A 16,836-nucleotide genomic window follows, 5' to 3' on the forward strand; every position below is an offset into this window, starting at 1 on the left:
TCTGATCTTTCCCGACTCATTCGTTCCATTAGAAATGGTGAGCAAGCAACAGCGCGCATCGTCAAAACCTCTCGCGCCCGGCTCTCCCTATTCATCATTCACCACTTACCCTTTACCGCCTCTCAGCGACCCAATGCCTGCACCAAACGCACTCGGCGGTTGTCCGGCACCTCGTTGTAAGCGAGTACGTGCAGGTTCTGTGCCACATGGCGAGTGAAGCGCGCGAGCCACGGACGGAGCTGCGGCGCGACCAGCAAGACGGCCGGTTCGCCGCTCATTTCCTGCTTGCGCGCGGCGTCGGCGACGCCTTGTTGCAGGCGGTCGGCAAGGCCCGGTTCCACCGCGGCGCCCGCTACGCCGCCATTTGCCAGCGATCCGAGCAGGATCTGCTCCAGTTCCGGCGCCAGCGTGATGACGGGGATCTCGGTACCGAGGCCGGAGATCTCCTGCACGATCTGGCGACCCAGCGCCACGCGCACGGCGGCACTGAGGGCGCCGGGATCCTGACTCTGGTTGGCGTGCTCCGCCAAGGATTCGACGATGGAACGCATGTTGCGGATCGGCACCCGCTCGGCCAGCAGGTTCTGCATGACCTTGACCACCACGCCCAGCGACAGGCGCTTGGGCACCAGGTCTTCCACCAGCTTGGGCGTGGTCTGGGCGAGGCGATCGAGCAGCTGCTGCACGTCCTGGTGGCCGAGCAGTTCGTGCGCATGGCTCTGCAGGATGTGCGACAGATGCGTGGCGACCACGGTGGCCGGATCGACCACGGTGTAGCCAAGACTCTGCGCCATTTCGCGCTGGCCCGGTTCGATCCACAGCGCTTCCAACCCGAATGCCGGATCGCGCGTGGCGATGCCCTGCAGGCCTTCCTGCACGCGGCCGGGATTGATCGCCAGCAGGCGATCGTTGTGCACTTCCGATTCGCCCATCGGCACGCCCATCAGGCTGATGCGATAGGTGTTGGGGCCCAGATCCAGGTTGTCGCGGATGTGCACCGGCGGCACCAGGAAGCCCAGCTCCTGCGAGAGCTTGCGGCGCACCGACTTGATCCGGCCCATCAATTCGCCGCCCTGATGCGTATCCACCAGCGGAATCAGCCGGTAGCCGACTTCCAGGCCCAGCGGATCGACGCTGGCGACGTCTTCCCAACCCAGTTCGAGACGTTCGGCCGGCGCGGCCGGCGGCGGTACCTCGGCAGCCGCTTTGGCCACCCGCTCGACCGCTTCGCGGTCGCGCTTGATCATCAGCCACGCCGCGCCGCCACAGGTGCCGCCCAGCAGCAGGAACGCGATGTTCGGCATGCCCGGGATCAACCCCATCACGCCCAGCACCACGCCGGCCACGGCGAGCGCGCGCGGCTGGCCGAACAGCTGGCCGACCAGCTGCTTGCCCATGTCGGTGGACTTGGACACGCGCGTCACGATCACGGCGGTGGCAATCGACAGCATCAGCGAGGGCACCTGCGCCACCAGGCCGTCGCCGATGGTGAGCAGCGTATAGGTCTTGGCGGCTTCGCCGGCGGAAAGCCCGTGCTGGAAGATGCCGACGAAGAAGCCACCGACGATGTTGATGATCAGGATCAAGATGCCGGCGGTGGCATCGCCGCGCACGAACTTGGAGGCACCGTCCATCGAGCCGTAGAAGTCCGCTTCCTCGCGCACTTCCTGGCGGCGGTCGCGCGCCTGTTCCTGGTTGAGCAGGCCGGCGTTGAGATCGGCGTCGATCGCCATCTGCTTGCCGGGCATGGCATCGAGGGTGAAGCGCGCGGTCACTTCGGACACGCGCGTGGCGCCCTTGGTCACCACCACGAAATTGATGATGGTAAGGATGGCGAACACCACCAGGCCCACCGCGAAATTGCCGCCGATGACGAATTCGCCGAACGCTTCGATCACCTTGCCGGCGGCGCCGGGGCCGTCATGGCCGTGCAGCAACACCACGCGGGTGGAAGCAATGTTCAAGGCCAGGCGCAGCAGCGTGGCCATCAGCACCACGGTCGGAAACGCGGCGAATTCCAGCGGCCGCATCACGTAGATCACCGCCAGCAGGATCACCAGCGACAGCGCGATGTTGAAGCTGAACAACATGTCCAGCAGGAACGGCGGCAGCGGCAACATCATCATCGCCAGCGCGGCGAGCATGATCACCGGCGCGCCGAGGCCGCGGCGGCCGAGCGTCTTCAGATTGCCTAGGGCGGTAGCGTTGGCCATCACTGTTCCATCAGAACTGGTAGGGACCCATCAGGTCCGGATCGACGTCGGGTTGCGGTGCCTTCGGCGGCGCATCGCCGCGCGACACCGCCTGCTTGAGCTGGAACACATACGCGAGCACCTGCGCCACGGCGACGTACAGCGCCGAGGGGATCTCGCGATCGATCTGGGTGGTGGCGTAGAGCGCACGCGCCAGCGGCGGCGCCTCCACGGTGGGAATGCGATGACTGGAAGCGACCATGCGTATCTGCAGCGCCAGTTCGTCCATACCCTTGGCGATCACGCGCGGCGCGCCCATGCGGCCTTCGTCGTAGCGCAAGGCCACGGCGAAGTGCGACGGGTTGGTGATCAGCACGTCCGCCTTGGGCAGCTCCTGCATCATGCGCTTGCGCGCCATCTGGAACTGCAGCTGGCGAATGCGTCCCTTGAGTTCCGGGTTGCCGTCGCTTTCCTTCGATTCGTCCTTCAGCTCCTGCCGCGTCATGCGCAGGCGCTTGGTGTGGTCGAACTTCTGGTACAGCGCATCGGCGCCACCGATCAGGGCGAGAATCGAGCCGAACAACAGCGCACCGTGGCCAAGCAGGCTCATCGCCTTGAAGGTGCCGGCACCCACTTCGCCGTGGCCGGTGGCCATCAGGTCGTCCTGCCAGTTCTTCAGCACCATCACCAGCACGGCGCCGATCAGCAGCAGCTTGAGCAGCGACTTGCCCAGTTCCACCAGGCCGCGCATGGCGAAGATGCGACCGAGGCCCGCGATGGGATCGAGCCGTTCGAACTTCGGCTGCAGCGCCTCGGCGCTGAAATTGAGCCCGCCCAGCAGCAACGGCCCTGCCAGCGCAGCCAGCATCGTGGCCAGCGCGACCGGGGCGAACAGCGACATCGCCTCGTGCATGGCCAGCGAGAGCACGCGACTGGGCAGCTGATCGGAAAACAATGCGTCGCGGCCATAGCTCAGGCCAAAGCCGTAGATGTGGCGCACATGCATCATCGCCGCCTGGCCGCCGCTCATCAGCGCGGATACGCCGGCCAGCACCACCACCGCGCCCGACAGGTCGCGCGAACGGGGAACGTCGCCTTTCTCGCGCGATTCGCGCAGGCGTTTTTCGGAAGGTTGTTCTGTGCGTTCCTGGTCGTCGTTCTCGGCCATCGTGCGCTCCTCAACCGCCGGCCAGTTCGCGCATCAGCGTCCATGCGCTGTTCTGCAACGATTCGAATGCGCCCGGCACGCTGCGCAGCGACAGCCACAGCGCGACGAACCCCAGGGTCACCGTGATCGGAAACCCCACCGCGAACAGATTCATCGACGGTGCCGCGCGGCTGATCGCGGCGAAGCCGATGTTCACCATCAGCAGCGAGGTCATCGCCGGCAAGGCCACGCGCACGGCGCCGCCGAACAGATGCGTGGCGAAGCCCACCACGGCGTACAGGCCATTGAGGCCGATCACCGGTTGACCGGGCGGCAAGTTGCGGAAGCTGTCGGCCAGCAACGAAATCAATTGCAGATGGCCGTTCATGGCCAGGAACAGCAGGGTCACCATCAGCAGATAGAACTGGCTGAGCACCGGCGAACTGCCGCCGCCGCGCGGGTCCACCGTTTCGGCAAAACCCAGGCTCATGCTCTGCCCCACCAACTGGCCGCCCAGCGACACGGCCTCGAACGCAAGCTTGAGCACGAAGCCGATGGCGGCGCCCATCAACAACTGGCTCACCATGGTGGCGATGCCGTCAGCCGACATCAGGTTGATGGTGGTCGGCGCCAACGGTGCCAGCACGAACGCGAGCATCAGCATCAGCCCGAGGCGAACGCGCTGCGGCACCACCGCATCGCCGAACACCGGCGCGGTCAGACACAAGCCGCCGACGCGGGCCATCGCCCACAGCAGCGAGCCGATCAGCCCCTGCACCTGGGCGAGCTGCACGACGGTCATTTCACCGCACCGGGCAGGCTCTCGATCAACTGGCGCGTGAACTGCACCAGCGTGCGCAACATCCACGGTCCGGCGACCAGGGCCACCACCGCCATGGCGATCACTTTCGGGATGAAGCTCAGGGTCATTTCGTTGATCTGTGTGGCCGCCTGCACCACGCCGATGACCAGGCCCACCAGCAGCGCGGTGAGCAGCAGCGGCGCAGCCACCATCATGGCGACGTAGAGCGCGTGCTGGCCGAATTCGATGACCGATTCAGGCGTCATGTGTAGAAGCTCCCCGCCAGCGTGCCGAGCAGCAACGTCCAGCCATCCACCAGCACGAACAACATGATCTTGAACGGCAGCGAGATGATGGTGGGCGACACCATCATCATGCCCATCGACATCAACACGCTGGCGACCACCAGGTCGATGATGAGAAACGGAATGAACAGCAGGAAGCCCATCTGGAACGCGGTCTTCAGCTCGCTGGTGACGAAGGCCGGCATCGCCACGCGGAACGGCACGTCGTCCTTGCTCGCATACGGCTGTTCATTGGCCAGGCGCGTGAACAGCTGCAGATCCGCGTCGCGCGTCTGGTCCAGCATGAAACGCTTGAATGGCGCAGCGGCAGCGGGCACTGCCTGCTCGGCGCTCATCTGGCCGTCCATATACGGCTTCACGCCATCGGCATAGGCGTGGTTGAGCACCGGCGACATCACGAACAGCGTGAGGAACAGCGACAGGCCCAGCAGGATCTGGTTCGACGGCGTGGACGACGTGCCCAGCGCCTGACGCAGAAAACTCAGCACGATCATGATGCGCGTGAACGACGTCATCATCAGCAGCACGGCCGGCAACACGGTCAGCACCGTCATCAGCGCCAGCAGTTGCAGCGACAGCGTCCAGTTCTGTGCGCCGCCCGGTGCGTTCTGCACGGTCAGCACAGGAATGCCGGCCGGCGAGGCGGGCATCTGCGGCATGGCGGGCATCGCCGGCATGGCTGCCGCGGCCCAGCCCAGCATCGGGCAGACCAGCAGCAGGATCAGCAGCATCCAACGGAACGACTTCATCACTTGCGCTTCCAGCGAGCCAGCACATCGCCGAACGGCGCGACCGGCAATGACGGACCGGGTTCGGGCGCGGGCGCTGTCCCTTCGTAGACGTGCAGCGTGCGCATGCCGCCCTGCCCCATGCCGATCAACAGGCGCTTGCCGTCCGCATCGACCAGCATCAGGCGATCGCGCGCGCCCACCGCCATGGTTTCCACGCAGCGCAGGCGACGGCCGCCGGGCGTGGTGCGCGCCTGCAAGCGGCGGCTGAGCCAGCCGGCGACGAAGATCAGCGCCACGATGGCGATCAGGCTCAGCAACACACGCACCAGTTCGCCGCCCACGTTGATCTCGGGCGCAGCAGCGACGGGAAGGGCAAGTGCAAACATCATCGAACTCATCGCAGCTTGCGCACGCGTTCGGCCGGGCTGATCACGTCGGTCAGGCGGATACCGAAGCGCTCGTTGATCACCACCACTTCGCCGTGCGCAACCAGCGTGCCGTTGACGAACACATCCAGCGGTTCGCCGGCGGAACGGTCGAGTTCCACCACGGAACCCTGGTTGAGCTGGAGCAGATTGCGGATGCTGATGCGCGTACGGCCCACTTCCATGGCAAGCGTGACCGGTACATCGAGGATCATGTCGAGATTGACTTCGGAGCCGTCGCCCACCGGGGCGCCGAGCTGATCGAACTCGACGCGCTGGGTGGCGCTGGCGGTGTCATTGGGCGGGGTCATGCGAGGTCAATCTCCAGGGTGGTTTCGGTCGACAGGCGGATTTCGCGGCGACCTGTCTGGGCATGGAAGCGGACGGCGTTGCGGCCGTTGTTCTGGCCGTAGCGGCCGCGGAACACGGGCACGTCTTCGGCAAACACGGTGCTGAATTCGGGCAACTGGATCGGAATCACGTCGCCGGGACGCAGGCGCAGGAATTCGCCGATGCTCAGGCGCGTTTCCAGCAGCAGCGAGCTGAGTTCCACTTCGGCGTCCAGCACTTCGTCCTGCAGCGTTTCGGCCCAGCGGTGATCACGGTCGACGCGGTCGCTCTGCACGCCAGCATCGAGCAGGGTGCGGATCGGCTCGACCATCGCGTACGGCAAGGTCAGGTGCACTTCGCCGCCACCGCCATCGAGTTCGATGTGGAACTTTGACACCACCACCGTTTCGGTGGGACTCACGATGTTGGCGAACTGCGGATTGATTTCGGAATTGAGGTATTCGAAGTTCAACGGCAGCACCGGCGCCCACGCCTCCACCATCGAGGCGAACAGCTCGGTCAGCATGATCTGGATGACGCGGTTCTCGGTGGGCGTGAAATCGCGGCCTTCGATGCGCGCGTGGAAACGACCATCGCCACCGAAGAAGTTGTCGATCACGGTGAACACCAGGCGCGGCTCCATCACCACCAGCGCGGTGCCGCGCAACGGCTTGATGCGCACCAGGTTGAGGTTGCTCGGCACCGCCAGCCCGTGCACGTACTCGGCGAACTTGATCATTTTCACACCCAGCACCGATACCTCGCAGGTCTTGCGCAGCACGCCGAACACGGCGGTGCGGAAGAAACGCGCGAAGCGGTCGTTGACCATTTCCAGGGTCGGCAGGCGGCCGCGCACGATGCGGTCCTGCTGGGTGAAGTCATAGGAGATCACCGCATCGGGCGGCAGCGGTTCATCGTTGCCCGTTTCGACCGCGCCGCCTTCCACGCCGTCGAGCAGGGCGTCGATTTCTTCCTGTGAAAGCAGGTCGCTCATCGCTGCCGTCCCGTCACTGCATCACGAAACTGGTGAAGTACAGCGCTTCCACGCCCGGGCGGCCCAGGCGCTTCTCGATGATCTTGCGCACGGCGTCCAACGCCTGCGCCTGCAGCTTCTGCTTGCCGGCGGCGTCGCTGAGGATGGAGTAATCCTGGCTGCTGAACAGCATGACCAGCGCGTTGCGGATCACCGGATCGGCATCCTTGGCGGTGGCCAACGCGGCGGCATCGTGCGACATCAGGCTCACGCCCACCTGCAGGAACCGCATCGACTGGTCGTCCTTGAAATTGACCACGAACGGCGGATCCAGCGTGAGGTACTGCTCCTGCTTGGACATCGCCACCTTGGGCTCTTCCGTTGCATCGACGCCATGCGCACTGCTGCGCGCGCCCATCACCAGATAGCCGGTCACACCCGCCATGGCGAGCAGTGCCACGCCCATGATCATCACGACTTTGTTGGAGCCCTTCTTCGGCGCCGCTGCCGCGCTTTCTGCTTGCTCGTTCTGAGCCATGCGAATCTCGATCCCTATGGTGTCTAGTCATCGGCCACCCGCCCACGGGCGGCACATGCCTGTTGTTTGCAAACGGCATGCCATCGATGGAAGACGTTGGTATGACTGGGTTTGACAGGTGTCGCGACGGAACCGCGGCGCTTTCTTGACGCGTGTCGGGGATTGGGCGTGACGGGGCGGTGGCAGTTGTCGGAAGGTTGTCGCGGGTTTGGTTGGTGCGATCCCACAAGCTGGCCGCCTGCGCGGATTCCCCGCTTTTCTGTGGGGGCGCACTTGTGCGCGACAGGCACGCTTGGGTGTAACGCTCCGTCGGCTTGTCGCGCACAAGTGCGCTCCCACAGTAGATCTGCAGCTCTTGGCTCTTGGCTCTTGGCTCTTGGCTCTTGGCTCTTGGCTCTTGGCTCTTGGCTCTTGGCTCTTGGCTCTTGGCTCTTGGCTCTTGGCTCTTGGCTCTTGGCTCTTGGCTCCGGCTCCTGGCTCTCAGGGCCCCGTATGACGCGGCGGGTGGGTGGAGGAAAGCCCGAAGGGTGGCCCGCATGGATGCGGGCCAGTTTTTCGCCAGGGCAGGATGCCCTGTCGAAAAACCCCGTAACCCACCCGCGCACCTGGAGGGCGCAGCCCGGAAGGCGCGTCATCCGGGGGGCCCTTCTCTTTGGTTACTTTCTCTTGGGCAAGCAAGAGAAAGTGACCCGGGCCGCGGCAGCGGCACGGAAGCCCGCGGCAGGCGAGCCAGATCGCTGTATCGCGACAGCCAAGTACCGAGGCTCTGGATGACCAGCCATTCGGCTGTTGAGAAGCGCCTCCGGCGTACGCCGGGATGACGAGCTAAAGAAGACAGAGGCGATTGCACACGGCAAGGCAAGGTTGACCCCTCACCCCAACCCTCTCCCCGCAGGGGAGAGGGAGAAAAGGCTAGGCGAACATATCCACCAAACCCACCGCCTTCACCACCGGCGCCGCGATAGAAACCAACTCACCGACACCTTCAGCCAATCCACCCGCCGACGAACCACCCGACGAAGCCGATTGCCCCGAACCCTGCCCTGTATTCCCCTGCCCCACATGCGCCTGCCCCAGCGACAAACCGTGATGCGCCAGCATCGAGTCGAGCTGGCTCAGGGTCTGCTGCACCGCGTGCACCGCCTGCGGATGTTGGGCAATGAAGGCGACGTCCACATGGTCCTGCTTCACGCTCACCTTGACGTCGAGTTCGCCGAGATCTTCCGGATGCAAACGGATGCGTGCCTCCTTCACGTCCTGGCCACCAAGCCACGTCACCTGCTGGCTCAGCTCCTGCCCAAACGAGGGCGAGCCCACGCTGGACTGCATGGTCAGCGCATGCGGCGCGGGTGTCGCGGCGACAGTGGAAGACTGCTGCGGTTGCGGCGACATCGCCTGGGCCGTGAGATTCTTCAGCGCCTCGAGCGAATCGCTGTGATCGCCCTGGTTCGGCGGCGTCGTCAACGCCTGCAAGGCGCTGGCGAAGGCATCGCCCTTCACGGCTTGCGCGGTGTCGTCAGGCGAGGTGTCGACCGCATCGTCGCCGTCATCGGAACCCATTCCCAACATGGAAAGGCTCTTGTCCTTGACGCCGTCCATGGCCTTGCTGAAATCGCCTGCGCCATCCGGCTTCGCCTGGCCGGCAGCCTGCGCGGCGCCAAGCAAAGCAAAGTTGGCCGAGGTCACGCCCGCCGTGCTGGCAGCCGTGACGGCGTCGGCGGCATCGTCGCCATCGGCAGCCGCAGGTACCGCGCTGGCAGCCGCGGAAGCCGGCACGCTCTGGCCCAGCAGGGCGAGCATGGCCGCCGTGGCGTCGGGAGTGGCGGAGGCCGACTTGTCGTCGTCCTTCTGATCCTTTGCATCCTTCGCGGCCGGCTGGCCGGAAGGCGCGGACTTCGATGCCGCGTGCCTGCCGTGCGTCGGTCGGGACGGTTCCGTCTGCTGCGCCAATTGCTGGTGGGCCTGCTGCAACGGCTTGCTGAACGTGTTGTTGGGATCGTTCGACGACGCATTCGTCGCGTCGTTGGCGGGCGCGTTCGGCGGCGGCGCCAGGTTCGCCACGGGGGCAATGGACGGCGTCATGAGTTGATCTCCTGGCATGCGTTCATGGATACGATCACGAGAAGCCCTTGGCCGGACGGCGGTACTGCATGCGCTCGTCGACTTCGGCTTGTTCGCGACGGTCCTCGCTCTTGCGTTCCTGCTCGCGGTAGCGGTCGATCACGCTGCCCAGCGCCTGTTCGCGGGCATGGGCTTCGCGCCACAGGTTGCGCACGCCGTCGAGCAGGCGGCGCTGGCGCGCCACTTCATGGATCTGTTGCGCAATGACCTGGTCGATGCGTTCGACGAACTGGCGACGGTTGAGCAAGGCACTCACGCTCACGCCACCCGCCGCCTCGGCATATTCCGCGCGGTATTTCTGCAGTTCTTCCAGCTGTTGTTCGGCCTTGGCCAGCTTCTGCTGCTGCTCGGCCAGTCGTTGCATGGCCGCTTCCTGGCGGTCGTGCGCCAGATCGGCGGCGGGTTGCAGTCGGTTTGCGCGAGACGTCACGGCGTACCTCCGGCAGTGAGCGTTTCAAGCCCGCTGATGGCGTCGTCGAGCGTGGTCGGTGCATCCACTTCCTGCTGCAGGAAGTCGCGCAGCTTCGGCCACATGGCGATGGCGTGATCCACCTGCGGATCGGAGCCCTTCTGGTAGGCGCCCACGGCAATCAGGTCGCGCTGCTGGCGATAGGCCGAATACACCTGGCGAAAACGCTGGGCGGAACGCAGGTGTTCGCGCTTGACCACGGCCGGCATCACGCGGCTGATCGATGCCTCGATATCGATGGCCGGATAATGACCGGCCTCGGCCAGGTCGCGCGACAGCACGATATGGCCGTCCAGAATGGCGCGCGAGGCATCGGCGATGGGATCGTGGCGATAGTCGTCGCCCTCGGTCAGCACGGTATAGAACGCGGTGATGGAACCGCGCCCTTCGGCGTCGTTGCCGGCGCGTTCCACCAGGGCGGGCAGCATGGCGAACACCGACGGCGGATAACCCTTGGTGGCCGGCGGTTCGCCGATGGCCAGTGCGATCTCGCGCTGCGCCTGGGCGTAGCGGGTGATCGAATCCATCAGCAACAGCACGCGCTGGCCGCGATCGCGGAACCATTCGGCAATCGCGGTGGCGTACTGCGCGCCGCGCAGGCGCTTCAGCGGCGGCGCATCGGCGGGCGCCGCGACGATCACGGCGCGGGCGCGACCTTCCGGACCCAGCGTGTGTTCCACGAATTCCTTCACTTCGCGGCCGCGCTCGCCGATCAGGCCCACCACCACCACGTCGGCGTCGGTGTAGCGCGTCATCATGCCGAGCAGGGTCGACTTGCCGACACCCGAGCCGGCGAACAGGCCCAGGCGCTGGCCGCGTCCCACGGTGAGCAGCGAATTGATCGCGCGAACGCCGGTGTCCAGTGGCGTGTCGATGGGCTTGCGCGCCATCGGGTTGATCGGTTCGTTCTTGAGCAGCGCGTGCTCGTCCGCGTCCAGCGGACCGAGGCCATCGAGCGGCACGCCATCGGCGCCGACCACGCGACCCAGCAAGGCCATGCCCACCGGCAGGCCGCTGGTGTGCGCGCAGGGACGCACCCGCGCGTTCGGCAGCACGCCGTGCATTTCAGCGACCGGCATCAGCAACAGCCGCTCGTCGGCGAAGCCGACCACTTCGGTATCCAGTTCGCTGCCATCGGCCGTGGTGACCAGGCAACGCGCACCCAGCGGTGCCTCGCAACCTTCCGCTTCCAGGGTGAGGCCGACCACGCGGCGCAGGCGGCCTTCGACGGTGAGCGTGCGCGCGCCAAGGGCGCGCTGACGACGACGGGCCAGGCGCTCCTGCCATAGGGCAGCACGCGACAGGCTCGTCGGCGCGTTCATCCACGCACCTCGTCGGCGGCTTCATCCATCCCCTCGGCTTCGGCGCCGAGCACGGCATCCACCACCGCGGCGAGCCGTGTTTCGACGCGGGCATCGAGCCGCGAGCGTTCGCTTTCCAGCAGGCAGTCGCCGCGCTGGAGACTGTTGTCGGGCAGCAACTGCCAGTGCGATTCCGCCATCTCCAGCGAGCGCAGCAGCGCGAGGTCGTCCGGGTGCAGGCGCACGCGCAGGTTGCCGCTCGCCGAAGGCAGCGCCAGCGCCGCCTGGCGCACGGCGTCCACCACCAGGTCGGGCGCGGTGCGCAGCTCATGCGCCAGCACCTGGCGCGCCACCGTCATGGCGAGGCGGGTCAGTTCCAGCTCCACCAGTTCGTCCATGCTGCGCAACGGGCGCGCGGCGGAGTCGAGCAAGGCGTCCAGCCGTTGCATGCGTTCCTGCAGCACTTCGCGCGCTTCGGCCATGCCCTGGGCATGGCCAGCTGCATAGCCTTCTTCGCGCGCCTGTTGTTCGATGTCCTCGAGATCGCGCAGCGTCGGCTGCAGCACCGGCTCGGGCGTTGGCTCGGCTGCCACCGGATCGCCCACTTCGGGCGGTAGCCAGCGTTCGAAAGGCAGCAGCTTGTCTCGGGTCATCACGGCGCTCATGCGACCAGCTCGTCACCCGTGCCGGAGAGATTGATGGCACCGGAGTCGGCCAGCTTGCGCGCGATACCGAGCACTTCCTTCTGGGCCGAATCGACTTCGCTGAGGCGAACGGGACCCGATACTTCCAGGTCGTCGCGCAACATGTCGGCGGCACGCTTGGACATGTTGGCGAAGATCTTCTCGCGCACGCCCGGTTCGGCGCCCTTAAGCGCGGTGACCAGGCGGGCTGTCGGCACTTCGCGCAGCAACGTCTGCATGCTGCGGTCGTCCAGGTCGCCGAGGTCTTCGAACACGAACATCAGTTCTTCTATGCGGCCGCTCAAGCCCGAGTCGTGGGTGCGGATGGCCGCCATCAGCTCGTTCTCGCGCGTGGTTTCCATCGCGTTGAGGATGTTGGCCGCCGCCTTGAGGCCGCCCACGCTGGCGGACTTGAGCTTCTTGGTGTTGCCGCCGGAGAACTGGCGCTCCATGATTTCGTCCAGCTCGTTCAAGGCGTGCGGCTGCACGCCGTCGAGCGTGGCGATGCGCATCACCGCGTCGCTGCGCACGCGCGGCGGCAGATAGCCGATCACTTCCGCCGCCTGGTCGGGTTCGAGGTGGGCCAGCACCAGCGCGATGATCTGCGGATGTTCCTGCCCGATCATCTCGGCGATGGCGCGGCTCTCCATCCACTTCAGCGATTCCAGGCCCTTGCTGCTGCGGCCGAGCAGGATGCGGTCGATCAGGCCGCCTGCCTTGTTCTCGCCCAGCGCGTTGACCAGGATCTTGCGGATGTATTCCTCGGTGCCCACGCCCAGCGAGGTGTGGCGACCCATATCCTCGTTGAGGCGCGCGAGCACCATTTCCACTTGTTCGCGGGTGACGTTGGTGAGGCCGGCCATGGCCGAGCCGACGGCCTGCACGTCGCGCGCGCTCAGGTGCTTGAGCACTTCGGCGGCGTCCTGCTCGCCCAGCGTGAGCAAAAGGATGGCCGCGCGCTGCGCGCCGCCGATGGGAGTTTCTGCCTTCATGATTCGATCCGCCCGCTGATCGTGGTCGGTTGTGCCGCGCGTGACAGCGCGCGATGGCGCCGGGTGGCCGGCATGCACGTGCGACGCCGGCGTAGCGAGGAAGAGTTCGTTGCGAAGCTGCGATCAGGCGCCATCTTCGCCCACCCAACTCTTCACCACTTGCGCCACCTGCTTGGGGTTCTCGCCCACCATGCGGCGGGCGATGCCGATGCGCTGCTCGTACGCCAACTGCGGCGGCACGCCGAGCTTGAGCACGTCGTCGTCTTCCTTGTCGTCGATGCGCACCGAGAGCGTTGGCGCGCTCAAGGCCGGCGTATCGGCCAACGCAAGTTCGCGGCTGGGCGACGGTCCGCGCGACAAACCGCGCAACAGCGGACGCAGCAGCCCGAACGCCACCAGCAACGCCACCAGGATGCCCGCCGCCTGCTTGATCAGGTCGAGCATGCCCGGACGCTCCCAGAACGGTTGTGCCGGAGCGGCCACGTCGGTTCCCGGGTCCTGGTGGAACGGTTGATTGATCACGCTGACGCTGTCGCCGCGCGCTTCGTTGTAACCCACCGCATTGCGCGCCAGCGTGGTGAGGTGTTCCAGTTCCTGCGGCGTGAACGGCACGCTCTTGGTGCCGCCCTTGTCGCCGGTCACGCTCTTGTTGTCGACCACCACAGCCACGGTGAGGCGCGCAAGCCGCCCGGCCGGATCGCTGACGTGACTGATGGTGCGATCCAGTTCGTAGTTGCGCGTGGCGCTGCTGGTGTTCTCGCTCGGACCGCTGCTCTGCGCCGTCGCTGCTGTCTTGCCTGCACCCTTGACCGCCGGCTTGGCTGCCGTAGGCTGCGCCACGGTGTTCGGCGGCTGGTTGCTCAGTGCGCCCGGGATCGATGCATCGTTCGCTTCGCCGGTGTGCTGTTCGCTGTTGGTTTGTTCGCTGCGCAACGCGGGATGTTCGTGATCGAACGTCTCGGTGGCCTTCTCGGTCTCGCTGAAATCCAGATCCGCGTAGACCTGCGCGCGCACCTTGCCGGGGCCGACCAGCGGCGTCAGCAGTTCTTCGATGCGCTGCGCATAGGTGTTCTCGATGCGCGTGGCCAGACGCAGGCGCGTATCGCCGATGGCGCTGGCACTGCCTGCATCGGTGGTGGTGAGCAGTTGTCCCGCCTGATCCACCACGGAAACCTGCTTGGGATCGAGACTGGGCACGCTCGAAGCCACCAGGTGCACGATGGCTGCCACCTGGCTGGCATCGAGCTGGCGTCCCGGATACAGCGTGACGAGCACCGAGGCGCTCGCTTCCTTGTTGTCGCGAATGAACGCCGACGGCTTGGGCAACGCCAGATGCACGCGCGCGGCCCGCACCGATTGCAAGCCGGCAATGGTGCTGCCCAGATCGGTTTCCAGCATCTGCTGGTAGCGCGTGCGCTCGGCCAGATCGCTCATGCCGAACGGCGAATCGGCGGCGGGCGCCGCGCTGGTGGCCGCGCTGCCCTGCGGCAGGCCCTGCGCGGCCAGCTTGAGTCGGATCGCCGCCAGGTCGGAAGCCGGCACCATGATGGAATTGCCATCGGCACCCAGCGTATACGGCGTGTTGGAGGCCTGCAGCGCCTGCGTGACGGCAGCGGCATCCTTCTGCTCGAGGCCCGCATAAAGCAGGCCGTAATTGGGGCCGCGCGACCACAGCACCACGGCAACGCCCAGGGCTACGGCCGCGGCGACGCCCACCAGCAACAACAACTGGCGTGTTGCCGGCGTGCGCGCGAGCTGCTTGAGATCCAGGCGAGAACCGGGTCTTTCGTCGGTGGTCGCGAGGGCGTTATCGGCCATGAAGGCTGCTCTTCTTTTTCAAAGAACCGGTCAGACCGGCATGTTCATGATGTTGTTGTACGCATCGACCAGCTTGTTTCGCACCTGGGTCAACGTGTTCAACGACAGGTCGGCCTTGTTGATGGCCACCATGGTGCGGCCGAGATCGGCGCCCTCGTCGCCGCGCTCGAAGCTCGCCGCCTGGTTGCCCGCATCCATCTGCGCATCGGTCACCGACGAAATCGACTGCTTGAGCAGGCTGGAGAAATCCGTCTGCCCCGGCGCCGCGGCCGTGAACGACTGCTCCGCCGGCTTGGTCTGAAGAGAGAGCTGGCGCATCTGCGACAGCAGGTTGTTGACGTCGATCTGACTCATGACGGAATTCCAACGCGTAAAGAGTTATCGAAGGTGTTACTGCACAACCTGTGCCATGCGTGAAGAGACGAGTGAAGAGAGGTGAGAAGTGAGCGTTGGCAGCGATATTTCGCTGCACGCTCGCTGCTCACTTCTCTCAACTCGGTCCTGCACTTAGGCCTGCAGACTGGGTTGCAGCCCATACTTGCGCAGCTTCTCCACCAGCGTCGTGCGCTGCATGCGCAGCAGCTTCGCCGCGTGGGCGACCACGCCGCCGGTGACGTCAAGCGCTTGACGGATCAGACCCACTTCGATGTCGGCCAGGTGATCCTTCAGGTCCAGACCGCCTTCGGGGAGCATCACCAGCGAGTCGGCCGCGACCATCGCCATCGGCTCGGACAACACGGTGGAATGACCGGTCATCAGCGACAGCAGCGCCGCGCCACGCACTTCTTCCACGATCTGCTGGCCGCGGTATTTCTCCGGCAGGTCGCTCACGCGCACTTCGCTGTGCGGATAGAGAATCGAAAGACGCTCGACCAGGTTGTAGAGCTCACGCACGTTGCCCGGCCACGCATAGTTGTGCAGCGCATGCATGGCACCGGCGCTGAAGCGCACGCCGCCCAGGCCGCGACGCGACAGGCGCTGGTTGAACTCGGCCACCAGCTCCGGCAGATCGTCCAGGTGCTCGCGCAGCGCCGGCATCTCCAGCGGGAACACGCTGAGGCGGTAATAGAGGTCTTCACGGAACTGGCCATCGGCGATGGCCGCTTCGAGGTTGCGGTGCGTGGCGGCGATGATGCGCACATCGCAGCGCTGCGTGCGATTGCTGCCGACGCGCTCGAACACGCGCTCCTGCAGCACGCGCAACAGCTTCACCTGCATCGGCAGGCTCATGTCGCCGATTTCGTCGAGGAACAGCGTGCCGCCCTCGGCCAGTTCGAAGCGGCCCTTGCGGGTGCTGATGGCGCCGGTGAACGCGCCCTTCTCATGACCGAACAGTTCGCTTTCCAGCAACTCGGCCGGAATGGCGCCGCAGTTGATGGCCACGAACGGCTTGTCGCGACGCGAAGAGCAGTCGTGGATGCTGCGCGCAACCATTTCCTTGCCGGTACCCGACTCACCGAGCACGAGCACGCTGGAATCGAACGGCGCTACCTGGCGAACCAGGGCGTTCACGCGACCCATCGGGCCTGAACTGCCCACCAGCTTCAGCTCCGGGCGGCGCTGCGCCTGGGCTTGCGCCTGCGGTCCGCGCAGCGTCTCGGACAATTGATCGTAGCGCAGCGGAAATTCGATGATGCCGATGCGGCTGGTGGCAGCGGCGCTGTCGTTGCCCAGGCGCGGAAGCCATTGCGAATCGGCGGCCATCAGCACCATCGCCTGGTTGGAGGCCGTGCCCAGCTGCGCGAACTGGCGCTCGGCTTCGGCTTCATCCCACACATGACCCACATAGACGGCGCGCCATGCATGCGTCGCCTCTTCCACGATTTCACACTCTTCGCCGCGCTGCGGGCGATAGCCCAGAAACTCCAGCGCCGAAACGACCGACTCCGCCCTGCGGTGATCGGATTCGATCACCAGTACGTCGAACTTGCCCATGTGATGTTCTCGTGCGTGCTGCTTCATTGGTGACCCCCTGGATTGCACCTGCTCGCGTGACGTCAATCCGTCGC

17 protein-coding genes are annotated in these 16,836 nt (G+C 65.7%); all 17 read right to left on the reverse strand.

Going from position 1 to position 16,836, the window contains the following annotated elements:
- Nucleotides 1–122 precede the first annotated feature (122 nt).
- Complete coding sequence (gene flhA / locus ACN9MB_RS17070; RefSeq protein ID WP_204637710.1) at nt 123–2,213, reverse strand: flagellar biosynthesis protein FlhA; 2,091 nt, start codon at nt 2,211–2,213, stop codon at nt 123–125.
- Between the two features lie 10 nt (nt 2,214–2,223).
- Complete coding sequence (gene flhB / locus ACN9MB_RS17075) at nt 2,224–3,360, reverse strand: flagellar biosynthesis protein FlhB (RefSeq protein ID WP_204637711.1); 1,137 nt, start codon at nt 3,358–3,360, stop codon at nt 2,224–2,226.
- A 10-nt stretch (nt 3,361–3,370) separates the two neighbouring features.
- Nucleotides 3,371–4,141, reverse strand: coding sequence for a flagellar biosynthetic protein FliR (fliR, locus tag ACN9MB_RS17080; protein WP_426269663.1), 771 nt, complete (start codon nt 4,139–4,141; stop codon nt 3,371–3,373).
- Complete coding sequence (gene fliQ / locus ACN9MB_RS17085) at nt 4,138–4,407, reverse strand: flagellar biosynthesis protein FliQ (RefSeq protein ID WP_204637713.1); 270 nt, start codon at nt 4,405–4,407, stop codon at nt 4,138–4,140. The genes fliR and fliQ overlap by 4 nt, the downstream gene beginning before the upstream one ends.
- A complete protein-coding gene (fliP, locus tag ACN9MB_RS17090; protein ID WP_426269664.1) occupies nt 4,404–5,195 on the reverse strand; it encodes a flagellar type III secretion system pore protein FliP in 792 nt (263 codons plus the stop codon). Before fliP ends, fliQ begins: the two co-directional genes overlap by 4 nt.
- Nucleotides 5,195–5,566: a flagellar biosynthetic protein FliO gene (gene fliO / locus ACN9MB_RS17095; RefSeq protein WP_239536160.1), complete on the reverse strand. Its 372-nt coding sequence runs from the start codon at nt 5,564–5,566 to the stop codon at nt 5,195–5,197. Before fliO ends, fliP begins: the two co-directional genes overlap by 1 nt.
- A 5-nt stretch (nt 5,567–5,571) precedes the next feature.
- Nucleotides 5,572–5,913: a flagellar motor switch protein FliN gene (gene fliN / locus ACN9MB_RS17100; RefSeq protein ID WP_204637714.1), complete on the reverse strand. Its 342-nt coding sequence runs from the start codon at nt 5,911–5,913 to the stop codon at nt 5,572–5,574.
- The gene (gene fliM, locus ACN9MB_RS17105) at nt 5,910–6,926 is read right to left on the reverse strand and encodes a flagellar motor switch protein FliM (protein ID WP_204637715.1); all 1,017 of its coding nucleotides are present in this window, start codon (nt 6,924–6,926) and stop codon (nt 5,910–5,912) included. The genes fliN and fliM overlap by 4 nt, the downstream gene beginning before the upstream one ends.
- A 13-nt stretch (nt 6,927–6,939) precedes the next feature.
- Complete coding sequence (locus tag ACN9MB_RS17110; RefSeq protein ID WP_204637716.1) at nt 6,940–7,443, reverse strand: flagellar basal body-associated FliL family protein; 504 nt, start codon at nt 7,441–7,443, stop codon at nt 6,940–6,942.
- 912 nt (nt 7,444–8,355) lie between these two features.
- A complete protein-coding gene (locus ACN9MB_RS17115; protein WP_426269665.1) occupies nt 8,356–9,525 on the reverse strand; it encodes a flagellar hook-length control protein FliK in 1,170 nt (389 codons plus the stop codon).
- Between the two features lie 34 nt (nt 9,526–9,559).
- Nucleotides 9,560–9,994: a flagellar export protein FliJ gene (gene fliJ, locus ACN9MB_RS17120; protein WP_204636880.1), complete on the reverse strand. Its 435-nt coding sequence runs from the start codon at nt 9,992–9,994 to the stop codon at nt 9,560–9,562.
- Nucleotides 9,991–11,355: a flagellar protein export ATPase FliI gene (gene fliI, locus ACN9MB_RS17125; RefSeq protein WP_204636881.1), complete on the reverse strand. Its 1,365-nt coding sequence runs from the start codon at nt 11,353–11,355 to the stop codon at nt 9,991–9,993. Before fliI ends, fliJ begins: the two co-directional genes overlap by 4 nt.
- Entirely contained in the window at nt 11,352–11,987 is a 636-nt protein-coding gene (locus tag ACN9MB_RS17130; protein ID WP_239535928.1) for a flagellar assembly protein FliH, read from the reverse strand. The genes fliI and ACN9MB_RS17130 overlap by 4 nt, the downstream gene beginning before the upstream one ends.
- An 8-nt stretch (nt 11,988–11,995) precedes the next feature.
- Complete coding sequence (gene fliG, locus ACN9MB_RS17135; protein WP_204637356.1) at nt 11,996–12,991, reverse strand: flagellar motor switch protein FliG; 996 nt, start codon at nt 12,989–12,991, stop codon at nt 11,996–11,998.
- Between the two features lie 141 nt (nt 12,992–13,132).
- Nucleotides 13,133–14,827 carry a flagellar basal-body MS-ring/collar protein FliF gene (gene fliF / locus ACN9MB_RS17140; RefSeq protein WP_426269666.1) on the reverse strand — a complete coding sequence of 565 codons (1,695 nt, stop codon included), beginning with the start codon at nt 14,825–14,827 and terminating at the stop codon, nt 13,133–13,135.
- A gap of 30 nt (nt 14,828–14,857) precedes the next feature.
- Nucleotides 14,858–15,181, reverse strand: coding sequence for a flagellar hook-basal body complex protein FliE (gene fliE / locus ACN9MB_RS17145; RefSeq protein ID WP_426269667.1), 324 nt, complete (start codon nt 15,179–15,181; stop codon nt 14,858–14,860).
- A 153-nt stretch (nt 15,182–15,334) separates the two neighbouring features.
- Nucleotides 15,335–16,762 carry a sigma-54 dependent transcriptional regulator gene (locus ACN9MB_RS17150; RefSeq protein WP_426269668.1) on the reverse strand — a complete coding sequence of 476 codons (1,428 nt, stop codon included), beginning with the start codon at nt 16,760–16,762 and terminating at the stop codon, nt 15,335–15,337.
- Nucleotides 16,763–16,836: the final 74 nt, after the last annotated feature.

It is taken from the genome of Dyella kyungheensis (assembly GCF_049913195.1).
GTDB lineage: Bacteria > Pseudomonadota > Gammaproteobacteria > Xanthomonadales > Rhodanobacteraceae > Dyella > Dyella kyungheensis.

Bases quoted from the DNA above. Each gene is read 5' to 3' on its own strand.
- fliM (WP_204637715.1), bottom strand. From the start codon at position 6,926: ATGAGCGACCTGCTTTCACAGGAAGAAATCGACGCCCTGCTCGACGGC.
- fliI (WP_204636881.1), bottom strand. From the start codon at position 11,355: ATGAACGCGCCGACGAGCCTGTCGCGTGCTGCCCTATGGCAGGAGCGC.
- fliQ (WP_204637713.1), bottom strand. From the start codon at position 4,407: ATGACGCCTGAATCGGTCATCGAATTCGGCCAGCACGCGCTCTACGTC.
- ACN9MB_RS17130 (WP_239535928.1), bottom strand. From the start codon at position 11,987: ATGACCCGAGACAAGCTGCTGCCTTTCGAACGCTGGCTACCGCCCGAA.
- fliE (WP_426269667.1), bottom strand. From the start codon at position 15,181: ATGAGTCAGATCGACGTCAACAACCTGCTGTCGCAGATGCGCCAGCTC.
- flhB (WP_204637711.1), bottom strand. From the start codon at position 3,360: ATGGCCGAGAACGACGACCAGGAACGCACAGAACAACCTTCCGAAAAA.
- fliO (WP_239536160.1), bottom strand. From the start codon at position 5,566: ATGATGTTTGCACTTGCCCTTCCCGTCGCTGCTGCGCCCGAGATCAAC.
- fliP (WP_426269664.1), bottom strand. From the start codon at position 5,195: ATGAAGTCGTTCCGTTGGATGCTGCTGATCCTGCTGCTGGTCTGCCCG.
- fliN (WP_204637714.1), bottom strand. From the start codon at position 5,913: ATGACCCCGCCCAATGACACCGCCAGCGCCACCCAGCGCGTCGAGTTC.
- ACN9MB_RS17110 (WP_204637716.1), bottom strand. From the start codon at position 7,443: ATGGCTCAGAACGAGCAAGCAGAAAGCGCGGCAGCGGCGCCGAAGAAG.
- fliF (WP_426269666.1), bottom strand. From the start codon at position 14,827: ATGGCCGATAACGCCCTCGCGACCACCGACGAAAGACCCGGTTCTCGC.
- flhA (WP_204637710.1), bottom strand. From the start codon at position 2,213: ATGGCCAACGCTACCGCCCTAGGCAATCTGAAGACGCTCGGCCGCCGC.
- ACN9MB_RS17150 (WP_426269668.1), bottom strand. From the start codon at position 16,762: ATGGGCAAGTTCGACGTACTGGTGATCGAATCCGATCACCGCAGGGCG.
- ACN9MB_RS17115 (WP_426269665.1), bottom strand. From the start codon at position 9,525: ATGACGCCGTCCATTGCCCCCGTGGCGAACCTGGCGCCGCCGCCGAAC.
- fliR (WP_426269663.1), bottom strand. From the start codon at position 4,141: ATGACCGTCGTGCAGCTCGCCCAGGTGCAGGGGCTGATCGGCTCGCTG.